Origin of the sequence: Chryseobacterium carnipullorum, assembly GCF_003815695.1 — a bacterium.
Taxonomy (GTDB): Bacteria; Bacteroidota; Bacteroidia; order Flavobacteriales; family Weeksellaceae; genus Chryseobacterium; species Chryseobacterium carnipullorum.
The window spans coordinates 341857-354767 of sequence record NZ_CP033920.1 but is presented as its reverse complement, the minus strand read 5'-3'; the positions used below and the strand labels follow the sequence as shown (position 1 = coordinate 354767).

Genomic DNA, 12911 nt, shown 5'->3' with positions numbered 1-12911 from the left:
ATTTAGTTTTCAGGTTATAATATCTTAAGAATATTCTAGACTTCCCATTTCCTTCTGGTATATTTTATTCAATAGACTTAGGTAAGACCTCTTTCATACATCAGACTTCTTTTCTGTAAGAATAATATATAACCTATTAACGCTTTTTCATGCAGTTTTATTCGTAATATTTTTAACTATTGTCCTTAGTGTAAACAGATCATGGTTTTATTAATACTAATTAATCTGTTTGTCCGTTTCCAAATTTAAATAAAAAATAGAATCTAATTCTCAAAAATGCATAAAAAATATCCTTTAAAACGAAATTTAATTAAAATTAACAAATTAAATAAATCTATATGTGAATTATTTTAAGTCAGTCAGAATCATATTTGAAAAAAGATAAAAAATACTAATTGTATTCCATCTTGCAAGTATATACCTTTGCAGTTCAATGAAAAATACCATAAGCTTATTCGATTTTTCGAAAAAAATAAATTATAAGAACGAACTTTTGGCCGGCTTTACAGTAGCGATGACTATGATCCCTGAATCACTTTCTTTTGCAATACTGGCCGGACTTTCTCCGCTTACAGGGCTTTATGCAGCCTTTATGATGGGAATTGTGACAGCTGTTTTGGGAGGTCGTCCCGGAATGGTCTCCGGTGGAGCAGGAGCTACTATTGTTGTATTGATTGCTTTGATAAAATCTCATGGCATCGAATATCTTTTTGCCGCCGTAGCCCTTGCCGGAATGTTCCAGATACTGGTAGGCGTTTTTAAGTTGGGTAAATTTGTCAGGCTTATTCCGCAGCCTGTGATGTATGGTTTTCTGAACGGCCTGGCCATTATTATTTTTATGGCTCAGGTGGAGCAGTTTAAAATCACAGACAGTACCGGAGTGTCCGCTTGGCTCCAGGGAACTCCTTTATATAGTATGGCCGGATTAACTGCTCTCACAATTGCCATTGTTTACTTTTTCCCAAAGATCACAAAAGCAGTCCCTGCATCGTTAGTAGCGATCATGATCGTTTTTGCGGTGGTTGTGGGTTTTAACATACCTACTAAAACAGTCGCAGATATTGCCCATATCAGCGGAAATCTTCCCAGTTTCCATATTCCTCAGATTCCTTTTACTTTGGAAACGCTGCAGATCATTTTTCCCTATGCTTTGGTCATGGCCGGAGTCGGTCTTATTGAATCTCTTTTGACCTTATCAATGGTGGATGAAATTACCAATTCAAAAGGAAATGCCAACAGGGAATCAGTGGCTCAGGGAATCGCTAATATCACCAACGGATTTTTTGGCGGAATGGGAGGCTGCGCGATGGTAGCCCAGACACTGGTCAATCTCAATGCGGGTTCAAGAGCCAGGCTGTCAGGAATTATCGGTTCAGTCATGATTCTTATGATCATTCTGTTTGGAGCTCCTTTTATTGAAAGAATACCGATGGCAGCGCTGGTGGGAGTGATGATGATGGTTGCGATAAGTACTTTTCAGTGGGTATCTATCCGGATTGCCAATAAAATGCCGAAATCTGATATATTTGTTGGGGTTACCGTAGCCCTCATCACTGTGATCCTTCATAATCTTGCATTGGCCGTTTTGGTCGGGGTTGTGATTGCTGCTCTGGTGTTCGCCTGGGATAATGCAAAAAGGATCCGTGCAAAAAAATCCATTGATAAAAATGGGGTTAAACATTATGAAATATACGGTCCCTTGTTTTTTGGATCTGTTACCGCATTCATGGATAAATTTGATCTCATGGATGATCCGGAAGAAGTAGTCGTGGATTTCAAAGAAAGTCGTATCGTAGATATGAGTGCCATTGATGCTTTGGATAAACTCTCTAAACGCTACAACCAGCAGAATAAAAAACTCTACCTGCGCCATCTCAGTGAAGACTGCCGTACAATGCTGAAAAATGCAGAAGCAGTCATTGAAGTCAATATTCAGGAAGATCCTACGTATAAGGTGATGCCGGAGAAATAGGGGATTTAAAAATTTAATCATTAAAAGATTTAAAGATCTGTGCTATCTGAGAAATCTGCGGGATATAAAAATTCACCATTCACATTTCAAGACTCTAATAACCAAACAAGGACTGTAAAATTACTTTACAGCCCTTGTTTTTAGGTTACTAATATATTCGCAATGAAATCAGGCACTAATGCATAGTGCGAAAGTTTCATGCTTATCGAAGCTCTTCCGCTCGTCAAAGTCCTCAGATCGGAAATATATCCGAACGTAGAAGCCAACGGAACTTCTGCCGTGAAAATCTTTCTTCCTGATCGTTCATCGATGGATGAAATAATTCCCCTTCTCCGGTTGATGTCAGCAGTTACAGCACCTGTGTACTCTTCAATACTCTGAATTTCCACCTGCATGATCGGTTCCAGAAGTTTAGGACTGCATGATAAAGCCGCCGCTCTGAATCCGTCTCTCGCGGCATTTTCAAAATCAAATGCACCAGAATCCTGATCATGGAAAGAACCATCCAGAAGTCTGATCTTCATGCTTTCCAAAGGATAGCCTTTAAGAGGTCCGTTTTCCATGGCTTCCCTGAAACCTTTTTCTACGGAAGGAATAAATTCACCGGGAATCACACCTCCTTTGATCAGATTAATGAATTCCAATCCGGGTTCATTATTTTCTCTTGGCCCGATTTCAAAGGTGATATCGGCAAACTGTCCGCTTCCGCCATTCTGCTTCGAAAGCTTTTCCCTGTGGGTTCTGGTTTCTGTTAAAACCTCACGGTAAGACACTTTAGGCTTCCCCTGATTGACTTCTATCCCATGATTCAGACGGATTTTTTCCAGAGTCACCTCAAGATGAAGCTCGCCCAAACCGCTCAACAAAGTTTCACCAGTCTGACGGTCTCTTTCAACCACTAAAGAAGGATCTTCTTCCTGGATCTTGGCCAGAACCAAACCGAAAGTTTTCTCATCACTGTTCGTTTTAGGCTCTATCGAAACCCTGATCACAGGAGCAGGAATGGTAATCGCTTCCAGAAGGACAGGCTTCTCTACCGCAGATAAAGAATCTCCGGTTTTCGCATCCTTTATGCCTGTTAAGGCTACAATATCACCCGCTTTTCCCTCTTCAATTGATAAGGTTTTGTCCGACTGCATCTTCAGAATTCTCGATATCCTGAAACTTTCCCCTGTTCTCACATTCAGAACCGTATCTCCTGATTGTATGGTACCGGAATACAGACGAAGCATAGCAAGTCTTCCCATATGTTTATCAATTACCACCTTAAATACAAGTCCTGAAAAAGTTTCTGTTTCATTTCTTACGAGTTCTACAGCTTCTTCCGTATCAGGGTCTTTCCCCTGAACGGCTGGAAGCAGATCCGGCGCCGGAAAATAAGTGACTACCGCGTCCAAAAGAGGTTGTACTCCTTTATTTTTAAAGGCAGAACCGCAGAGAACCGGAACCGCAGCTCCTGATCTGCAGACTTTTTGTAAGGCTTCAGTAATCATTTCTTCCGTTAGCTTTTTTTCAGGATCCATGAAAATCTCAAAGAACGTTTCATCATATCCGGCGAGCGTTTCCATCAATTTCATTCTGTATTCATCGGCATCTGCTTTGTGATCCTCAGGAATTTCCTTCTCAATAATGGTTTCTCCGTTTTCATCCGTCCAGTACAAAGCCTTCTGTCTGATTAAATCAATCACTCCCTCAAATTGGTCCTCAGCTCCGATCGGGATTTGAAGTGCCATAGGAACAGCATTAAGTTTGGTTTCTATTTCCTTAAGAACCGCAAAGAAATCTGCTCCGATCCTGTCCATTTTATTGATGAAACAAATCTTTGAAATTCCATGCTTTTCAGCCTGGAACCATACATTTTCGGTTTGAGGCTGAACCCCTGAGGAAGCACAGAAAACGGCAACAACGCTATCCAGAACTCTTAAGGAACGTTCAACTTCTACTGCGAAATCGATGTGTCCGGGAGTATCAATGATGTTGATATTATATACTGTTTCTCCTTTTTTCCATTGGGTAGAAACGGCCGCGGATGAAATGGTGATTCCTCTGTTTTTCTCCTGGATATCTTTGTCCATCGTCGTATTTCCATCGTCTACGTTTCCAATTTTATGAATGAGGCCCGTGTAATAGAGAAGCCTTTCGGATAAAGTGGTTTTTCCTGCGTCTACATGCGCTATAATTCCTATATTTCTTGTGTTATATTTCATTTTGCTGAATTTAAATTGTTGATTTTGAGAATACAGGTAGGTATTCTCCTCGTTTTGAGGTCTGAAAATAAGGCAGCAAAAAAGACCCATCTGAATAGATAGGTCTTCAATATATTTTTAGTAATAAAAGATCTAAGGAACTATTCAGATAAATAATTAGTGCTGCCAGAGTACACAGCTCTCACAGGATTACTTAAAGTGATTATATTTATCATTGTTGTTGACATTGTTGATTGTTAATCGGTTGCGAAATTAGATAAATTTTTTAATTGCCCAAAATTTTTTAGATAAATTTTTTGATCATCGAATTTAAACAAAGGGTTAACTCCAACTGCTAACCCCAGAAAAGGAAGTGAAAATTCATAAAAATTTCTTAAAACAGAGAAGTACGTAATGCTTTTCTAAGAAAAATTTTATCTTTGGAAAGAATACCCAAAGAAACACTTGTTGATGATTAAACAATTTTAAATCTTTTTCAAGAAAGCTAAATAAAACTTTTAACTTAAAACTATTGAAAACGGATATCGACATTCACAACCACTGTCATTTTTCTTTTGACCTGTGGCTCACCCTAATCAAATCTCACCCTGAATTTAAAACAAAAAGAGTTGAGCTGTTCACCTCGTTTTTTACTATTGATAAACCTGTTGCTGATGTTGCGAAAACGGTAAAATATTACGACGATCTCTGCAATACAATCAATGAGGTCACAGGTGGGAATATTGATACTTTTGAAATGTATTTACTGATTCTGGGCTCACTGGATGTAGATATAAAACAATTAGATAAAGAAAAATTAGAAGAATTTTACCTGAAAAGCGAAGAACTGTTTTTAGAATATAAACCTGTTGTTATTTTCGAAAACATAAAGGAATTCTTTGATCAGATCAAAAATGAAGGAAAAACGGTTAATATTTTAAGCAATACAGGATTTATCAAAGGAAGAACCATGAGAAAATTTTTGATTCAGGAGGAACTGGATCAGTATATAGATTTCCATATTTATTCTGATGAGATTAATATTTCCAAACCGAATCCTCTTATTTTTCAGGAGGTAAAAAATAACCTTAAAGATCAGGATCTTCCGATGCACCGTATCCTACATATCGGAGATAATCCGGTGGCAGATTATAAAGGCGCAAAAGATTTTGGTTTCAGTGCCCACTTACTTAAACACTAAATTGTATGAATAAAAGATACAGCTTACACCCCATTCATTCCGCAGATGAATTCACTTTTTCACCCGCAGAATACAGCTATTTCAAATATGGCGATAAGTCGTATGCTGAAAAGTTTGCTAAAGAATTATTCAACGGATTTATCGCAGAACACGCCGAACTTTTAAACACAGAAAAAGAAATCGTTGTTCTTCCTAGTCCGTATATGGCCATTCCTACGGCTTCTAATTTTTTATGTTTTTTCTTTAAAAAGCATCTGGATCTGTACCTGTTTCAGAAAGGGAGAAGATCCAGTATAATATCGAAAATCAACCGTAATCACACCTATATCACAGATTATGGGAATCTTAATTTTGAAGATCGTAAAAATCTGATCGCTAATGATACTTATTATATTGATAAGGATTTTTTAAGAGAAAAACTTTGTATTTTTATAGACGATATAAAAATCACGGGAAGTCACGAATTTACGGTGAACAGAATTTTGAACGAATACGAAGTAGAGGCAGATTTTATGTTCCTCTATTATGCGGAACTGATGAATTTTGACCTTGATCCGAAAATTGAAAACTTCTTTAACTATTACGCGGTAAAAAATATCAAACATGTCGCAGAAGTAATGGCGAAGCCAAGTTTTGAATTCAATACAAGGATCGTGAAATATATTTTAGGCCTGGATTCAAGTAATTTTGACTATCTTACGTCTAAAGTAAAAAAGGAGCAGATGGACCTGCTTCTGGAGCTGGCCATCAGCAACAATTATCATTTAATAAAAGAATACGAAAATAACATCAATACTTTAACACAAACGGAACTCTATTATGGCTATTAACTTACAAAAAGGACAAAGAGAAAACATTAACGCACCTAAATTCACTGTAGGTTTAGGATGGGATATCAATAATACTTCTACAGGAACAGGTTTTGACCTTGACGCTTCATTATTTTTGTTGGGCGAGGACAAAAAACTGGTTTCAGACAGTCACTTTATTTTCTATAATAATTTAGAATCTCCGGACAAATCTGTGATCCACACAGGAGACAACCTTACAGGAGAAGGTTCGGGAGATGATGAGCAGATCAAGATCGATCTTACGAAAATAGATTCAGCGATTCAGGAAATTACAGTAGTGGTAACCATCCATGATGCTGATGCAAGAAAGCAGAACTTCGGACAGGTGAGAAATTCTTTCATCAGAATTTTCAATACAGATACGAACGAAGAAATTCTGAAATATGAATTAGACGAAGATTTCTCTATTGAAACTGCTGTAGAATTCGGAAGAATCTACAACAGAAACGGAGAATGGAAATTTGAAGCTGTTGGGGCAGGACAGAGAGACGGCCTTGACAAATTCGTATCAATTTATCAAAAATAATTATGGACAACCAGGACAATCAACCAATAGATCCAATGGGGTCAATTGAACCTCTTAAAACATTTGAGCCCGCTCCGATGACTCCTCAAAGTCAGCCCGTACAAAATACGACACCGGCGGTTCTTGTGGACAGAGAGGGGAATGTTAATCTGACTCAGCTGCAGGTAGAAGAGCGTAAGAAATATGAAGTTCTTGCCAACTCGATCGATGAGACCAATCCGGGTTCCATCGTTAATTATGGAGCAGAACTTCAGAAAACGTTATCCAACCAGAGTGACAGCTTTTTGGGAAATGTAAGAAGATCCAACTCAGGAGAAGTAGGAGTGCTTATCAATGATCTATTGGTGGAACTTAACTACGTAGACGTTGAAGAACTTCAGCAAAATAAAGTGAAAAGCTTTCTGAGCAAGATTCCGTTCATGAAAAAGGTCATGACCCAGGTGGAAAATCTGTTCACGAAATATGATAAGATCATCAATAATATCGAACAGATCGCTCATAAGGTAAATGCAGGGATCATCACTTCTACCAAAGATAATGCAGTTCTTCAGACTATTTTTGAAAGCAATGTGAATTCCATTAAGGCTATTGAAGAATTGGTCATCGCGGGAAATGTAAGAATGGAAAGAGCGGCGGGAGAATTAGCGCAAATGGAAGCTGATCCGCAGACCTATCAGGATTATCAGATTGCTGACAAAAGGGATTTCATCGCAAGATTAGATAGAAGAATGGCTGACCTTAAAGTGGTCCGTATCATCATGATGCAGTCCCTTCCACAGATCAGACTCGTACAGAATAACAATGTTTCTATTGCTGAAAAAGCACAGACGATCCTTACCACCACATTACCGGTTTGGAAAAATCAGCTTTCACTGGCGGTTGCCATGTACAGACAGCAGCAAAATATAGAAATTCAGCAAAAGGTATCTTCTACGACAGAAGCCATTCTGAAGAAAAATGCAGAACGTCTGGGTCAGAACTCTGTGAATGTTGCCAGAGCGAACGAGCAAACGATCGTATCGGTAGAAACATTGAGAGAAACAACTTCAATGTTGATCAATACATTGAATGAAGTGAAGCAGATCCAGAAACAGGGTGCTGAAGGAAGAAGAAAACTGGATCAGGATCTTCAGACACTGGAGCATGAATTAAAAGCTAACGTCAGAGGTTAATTAACAGAATATCAAGGTGGGAGATGATGCGGCAGCCATAATGTCTCAGAGCAGAAGAAGATTAACAAAGCTTAAACTTCTGGCTAATTTTTTTGAACATATCGACATCATATCTATTTACATCAAAACGGATATCATTCATAATTTGTTTCAGGAAAACACTACTCTGGACTATAATAAGCTGGAGCTTTTTCATCTGCAGTATACCGACAGTCTCATAGAACTTCTTACCAAAATAAAGCGGCAGAAGGAAAATGATATGCTCACTGTCATTAATGAAATTGACGTTAACACTAAATATATTGAAGGTTTTGAAGAAAGGCGGGTAGACAGCTTTCAGACCGACCGGAAGATGTACAGCGGTATATTTTCCCAGCATCTGAAAATGCTCTATAAAGATCTTACCCAGGATATTTTTACGGCAGACTGGAACAACGTCCTGTATTTTCATAAAAAATACGGACAGGAGTTCTACAGAACCAACGCAGATGAAGAACAGCTGAAATCAAAGCCTTTTCCTGCCTATCAATACAGAGATTATGCAATAGAAAGGAAGCTTTTGGGAAGATTGAATATCCAGAGTTTTAAAGTACGATTTGTCTGTGGTTATCTGATCGGGACCAATGAGTACGAACTCTTTAAGATATTTCAGTCAGATGATCATTTTATTTTCGGTATCGATGATAGGAAACTTTACCTGTTTGACGGTGATCTTGAAAAAATAGATATTTCTGAGAACGAGTCTAACCAGAGTTCAATCATCAATCAGCTGAAAAGAAAAAATGAGCTGCTGGAAAATTCCATCAACGAAAGGAAAAGAACGATTCCTGCAGAAGTGGAAAATGTACTGAAAGACTATCTGAAAAACCTTGAGAACATAGATATTATGAGCAAAATATTTGACTTCGACGAAGAAACCAATATTCTGCGCGCAATGCTTAATTTAAATTTGAATAATAATTAATACGAAATTTGATTTGCAAATAGGTTCATAAGCCCATTTGCCAAAAATAAATAACAACAATAAATATAAAAAGATGGCTATTAACTTACAAAAAGGTCAAAGAATCAACCTGAAAAAGGAAAACGGTGCCGAACTTACCCAAGCTTGTGTAGGGATCAACTGGGGGGCAATCGAGAAAAAAGGACTTTTCGGAACTAAAAAAGAAGCAGTAGACTTAGATGGAAGCTGTATTTTATTTGATTCAAATAAAACGCTGACAGAAGTTATTTATTTCGGAAATCTGAAATCAAGAAACGGTTCTGTAAAACATAGCGGTGATGACCTTACCGGAGACGTAAACGGAGATGACGGACTGGACAATGAAGTCATTACAGTAGATTTCAGCCAGCTGGAACCCAACGTGGAGCACGTTGCATTGGTACTGAACAGCTACCAGGGACAGGATTTCGGAACGATTCCTTTTGCTTCTATCCGTATCTACGAAGGAACCCCTACCAATGTAAGAGAGGTTTTCGCTAAATATGATATCGCCAATGATGCTTCTTTCAAAGGACACGTTGCTATGGTAATGGGAGTGTTCTACAAAAGAAATGGCGAGTGGAAGTTCAATGCGATCGGAGATCCTACTTCAGACAGAAAACTGGAACAGACGATTCAGACGGTTCAGGCCAATTATTTATAACCAATAGATAATCAGTAAGAATGAGCCTTGCTTCATTCGGAAAAAATGAATAGTTTTACAGGCTTGAAGCCAGAAATTATTGATCTGTTGATATCAAATAAAAAACATTAAAAATTAGCAATATTTGTGCATACTGTACATCTATTGCTTTTATCATATAATAACATAAACTGAAGTGGAACATCAAAGTATTTTAGAATTGCACCCGGGCTTGGTGTGGGGATTTGCGGTAACAGTCGTTATCATGCTGCTCCTGGATTTAGGAGTATTCAACAAAAAAAGCCATGAAGTATCATCCAAAGAAGCAACCATCTGGTCTATCGTATGGATTTCACTATCCATGGTATTCTCAGGAGTAGTCTATTGGGTTTTCAATACAGACGGAAGTCCTGAGAGCCACGCGGTGGCCGTAGAGAAATTTACGCAGTATCAGGCCGCCTACTGGATCGAAAAAGCCCTCTCTGTGGATAACTTATTCGTATTTATTCTTGTTTTCGGGTTCTTTAAAGTTCCGAAATACCTTCATCACAAAGTTCTTTTCTGGGGAATTATTGGAGCACTGATCTTCAGAGCGATATTTATTTTCGCAGGAGTAGGATTGATCAACCTGACGTATCTTCCTGAAATGACTATTTTTGGAAAAGCAGTACAGATCAACGTGGTAATGGCTCTGTTCGGTCTCTTCCTTGTTTATGCCGGGATAAAATCCTGGGGCGACGGAGGTGATGATGATGACGAAGATTACAGCAATACAGCTGGGGCAAGACTGATTAAAAGTTTCTGGAAAGTTTCCGATAATTATGATGGTGATAAGTTCTTCACCGTTCAAAACGGAATCAAGATGGCAACTCCGCTTTTAGTAGTGGTTGGGGTTATTGAATTTACCGACGTTCTTTTTGCAGTAGATTCTATTCCGGCGATCTTTGCGATCTCCAATGACCCGTTCATCCTGTATACATCCAATATTTTCGCGATCTTAGGATTAAGATCTTTATATTTCCTATTGGCGAACTTTATCCACATGTTCAGCAAGCTTCCTTACGGACTGGCGATTATCCTGTCATTTATCGGGGTAAAAATGTTGATCGCGCCTTGGATTCATATTCCGTCTCCGGTTTCATTGGGAATTGTAGGAGGAGTATTGGTACTTTCTGTTCTGGTATCTATTATTTTCCCTGAAAAAGAAGATGATGTAAAAGAAAAATCAGACAAATAAGAATCGCAAAACCTGATCATATAAAAAGGCTTTACCATCTGTAAAGCCTTTTTTATTTTAAAAAATTAATTGAATCAACAAATATTCACATTTTGTAATTCACTATTCAGAACTGACCACTCACTTCACTCCGTGTAACAGCTTATTAATCTTTTTCCTGGTCTGCATAGAAACCTTATAGGCTTCATCACGAAGTTTCTGTATCTTTCCCACAGGCTGGAAAAAAATCTTGCTTTCAAATGGATTGAACGATAACAGTTCATTGCTGCAATTGCGCGGATCCAAAAGATCGCCTTTATTTATTCTTACTTCTCCAATCTTTAGATAAGGCGAATTTTTCCATTCCACATTCAGTCTATTGACAGGCTGGTCTTTCAGATCGTAACAAAACTGGATCAGAACATCTGCCGTATAGTCATGATCTTGGAAAAAGTTTTTCACAGCTTCTTTCATCTTTGATTTTTTACCGAAATGTTTATCTACAGATTGGGGAACCAGTTTTATTTTAATCATATAGTCACCAAGACGGTAAGCTCCTACAGAATGATAATCAAAAGACAGAATAAAATCATTCCTTTTGCTCAACAATTTAAAAACATTCCTGGCGAATGATAGCGTGAAAACAGAAGGTACAACTTTTAAAGACTGAGCTGCCAGTGAAAAAAAACTGCTCCATTTTTTAATATAAAATCTGTTCACCGCAGTAAACAGTTTCAGGAAATGAGAAACCGAATTCGTTGGGAAGAGAGGGAAATTAACGAGAGGGAAATTAGCGATTAAGCCCCCTTTTTCATCCTTTACTTTTACAGCAAATCCATAGGCTGGAATATCGTTTCCTTTGTTTTTAATTTTCAGATTCGCATTGGAAAGCCTTATAGTAAGGTCAAATTTTTCGCTGTCAAAAAACGGGAGAAGTTCTTCCGGAATATTTTTATCGATGAAGAATGTCCCCTCTGCTGTAGCATAAGTTTTGGCATGAGCATTTCTGGTAGCGTAGTTGACATCACTTATGGAAGAAGACTGTTCAACGAAATCTGCAATCGTTTTTTTATTGATTTCCAGAAGTTCTCTTTCCTCTTCAGTAAGCTCATCAAATTTCCTGTTATATTTTAGTGGTGTTGGCATTTAGTTTTTAAATTCAATTATAACGCCAAGTTTTGGAATCTGCGTTAACATAATATTAAAATTACTTGAATTTTGTAGCAGGCAATAGGGTTGGAAGGGAACGTTTTGCTAATCTGTGGTTTAGCAGAAGTGATGGAAGAGGAAAAGGAGGAAAAACTTCCGATGCACCCATCAGCTAGCTGTGATGCAAATTTATTTCGTCATTATATTCTAAACCGACAACCAGCAACATCTTAACTATTATTCCTTCCATCTACCTCCATAACTTCCATCCTCCGGCTTCCTTCTTCCATTCTCTCCAAAACTCCTATCTTTGTAAAAAATATCAACAATGGGAGTAGCAGATATGTTATTTAAAAAGAAAAAAGAACTGGCAGAAAAGAACCTTAACGATGGTAAGGAATATATGATGGAATATGGTAAGAGAGAAAGCGTTGTGCAATTACCAAGCGGTTTACAATACGAAATCATTACTGAAGGCGACGGCCCAAAACCAGGTCCTAAATCCACGGTAAAATGCCACTACCACGGAACGACCATTTCCGGCAAAGTATTCGACAGCTCTGTAAAAAGAGGAACACCCGCTTCTTTCCCTTTAAACAAAGTGATTAAGGGATGGACAGAAGCACTCCAGTTAATGCCTGTTGGAAGCAAATGGAGACTGATTCTTCCTCCGCATTTAGCGTATGGAGATCAGCAGATCAGCAAAGAAATCGGACCCAATTCTACACTGGTTTTTGAAGTAGAGTTGCTGGATATAAAATAATCCTGCTTAAAAATAGATTAAAAAATTACCCGAATTCGGGTAATTTTTTTTATTTGTATTATATTCGTATCAATCAATTTCAAAGGATAAAACGGATTGGAATAATTTTTAGAATTATCGTTACAACTTTTCCATAAAATTGGTGTATTTAAATTGTATAAAAGATAAAATCATTACACCTTAAAAAGAGAAACAGCTGAATCTCTTCGAGCCTTTGCAATTAACGAACTACATGACACAAAGAAAAATA

At 37.9% G+C, this 12911-nt stretch carries 11 protein-coding genes; 9 read left to right on the top strand and 2 right to left on the bottom strand.

Annotated elements, in window-relative coordinates; all coding sequences use genetic code 11:
- The first annotated feature begins 433 nt into the window (after positions 1 to 433).
- Complete coding sequence (locus EG346_RS01650; protein ID WP_073331806.1) at positions 434 to 1972, top strand: SulP family inorganic anion transporter; 1539 nt, start codon at positions 434 to 436, stop codon at positions 1970 to 1972.
- Between the two features lie 140 nt (positions 1973 to 2112).
- Here EG346_RS01650 and fusA read toward each other — a convergent pair whose 3' ends face one another.
- Complete coding sequence (gene fusA / locus EG346_RS01645) at positions 2113 to 4179, bottom strand: elongation factor G (protein ID WP_164466298.1); 2067 nt, start codon at positions 4177 to 4179, stop codon at positions 2113 to 2115.
- A 511-nt stretch (positions 4180 to 4690) separates the two neighbouring features.
- On the opposite strand from fusA, the gene EG346_RS01640 reads away from it, so the two are divergent.
- From EG346_RS01640 to EG346_RS01610, 7 genes are all read left to right on the top strand, one after another.
- Entirely contained in the window at positions 4691 to 5359 is a 669-nt protein-coding gene (locus EG346_RS01640; protein WP_073331802.1) for an HAD family hydrolase, read from the top strand.
- A 5-nt stretch (positions 5360 to 5364) separates the two neighbouring features.
- Positions 5365 to 6189 carry a phosphoribosyltransferase family protein gene (locus EG346_RS01635; protein ID WP_123876781.1) on the top strand — a complete coding sequence of 275 codons (825 nt, stop codon included), beginning with the start codon at positions 5365 to 5367 and terminating at the stop codon, positions 6187 to 6189.
- Positions 6179 to 6736 (top strand): TerD family protein, encoded by a 558-nt coding sequence (locus EG346_RS01630; protein ID WP_034727356.1) that lies wholly within the window; start codon positions 6179 to 6181, stop codon positions 6734 to 6736. Before EG346_RS01635 ends, EG346_RS01630 begins: the two co-directional genes overlap by 11 nt.
- A 2-nt stretch (positions 6737 to 6738) precedes the next feature.
- Positions 6739 to 7908, top strand: coding sequence for a toxic anion resistance protein (locus EG346_RS01625; RefSeq protein ID WP_181876105.1), 1170 nt, complete (start codon positions 6739 to 6741; stop codon positions 7906 to 7908).
- A gap of 16 nt (positions 7909 to 7924) precedes the next feature.
- Positions 7925 to 8872 (top strand): hypothetical protein, encoded by a 948-nt coding sequence (locus EG346_RS01620; RefSeq protein WP_123876780.1) that lies wholly within the window; start codon positions 7925 to 7927, stop codon positions 8870 to 8872.
- Between the two features lie 73 nt (positions 8873 to 8945).
- Positions 8946 to 9554, top strand: a complete 609-nt coding sequence (locus EG346_RS01615; RefSeq protein ID WP_034703446.1) for a TerD family protein — start codon at positions 8946 to 8948, stop codon at positions 9552 to 9554.
- Between the two features lie 175 nt (positions 9555 to 9729).
- Complete coding sequence (locus EG346_RS01610; protein WP_123876779.1) at positions 9730 to 10770, top strand: TerC/Alx family metal homeostasis membrane protein; 1041 nt, start codon at positions 9730 to 9732, stop codon at positions 10768 to 10770.
- Between the two features lie 120 nt (positions 10771 to 10890).
- Here the strand turns inward: EG346_RS01610 and EG346_RS01605 are convergent, their stop codons facing one another.
- Positions 10891 to 11895, bottom strand: a complete 1005-nt coding sequence (locus EG346_RS01605; RefSeq protein ID WP_123876778.1) for a catalase family protein — start codon at positions 11893 to 11895, stop codon at positions 10891 to 10893.
- Between the two features lie 331 nt (positions 11896 to 12226).
- Here EG346_RS01605 and EG346_RS01600 point away from each other — a divergent pair, with 331 nt between their 5' ends.
- Positions 12227 to 12661, top strand: coding sequence for an FKBP-type peptidyl-prolyl cis-trans isomerase (locus tag EG346_RS01600; RefSeq protein WP_073331784.1), 435 nt, complete (start codon positions 12227 to 12229; stop codon positions 12659 to 12661).
- Positions 12662 to 12911: the final 250 nt, after the last annotated feature.

What these genes read in the sequence shown, in the direction of transcription:
- EG346_RS01600 (WP_073331784.1), top strand. Translation starts at nt 12,227, where the DNA reads ATGGGAGTAGCAGATATGTTATTTAAAAAGAAAAAAGAACTGGCAGAA.
- fusA (WP_164466298.1), bottom strand. Translation starts at nt 4,179, where the DNA reads ATGAAATATAACACAAGAAATATAGGAATTATAGCGCATGTAGACGCA.
- EG346_RS01635 (WP_123876781.1), top strand. Translation starts at nt 5,365, where the DNA reads ATGAATAAAAGATACAGCTTACACCCCATTCATTCCGCAGATGAATTC.
- EG346_RS01630 (WP_034727356.1), top strand. Translation starts at nt 6,179, where the DNA reads ATGGCTATTAACTTACAAAAAGGACAAAGAGAAAACATTAACGCACCT.
- EG346_RS01615 (WP_034703446.1), top strand. Translation starts at nt 8,946, where the DNA reads ATGGCTATTAACTTACAAAAAGGTCAAAGAATCAACCTGAAAAAGGAA.
- EG346_RS01625 (WP_181876105.1), top strand. Translation starts at nt 6,739, where the DNA reads ATGGACAACCAGGACAATCAACCAATAGATCCAATGGGGTCAATTGAA.
- EG346_RS01650 (WP_073331806.1), top strand. Translation starts at nt 434, where the DNA reads ATGAAAAATACCATAAGCTTATTCGATTTTTCGAAAAAAATAAATTAT.
- EG346_RS01605 (WP_123876778.1), bottom strand. Translation starts at nt 11,895, where the DNA reads ATGCCAACACCACTAAAATATAACAGGAAATTTGATGAGCTTACTGAA.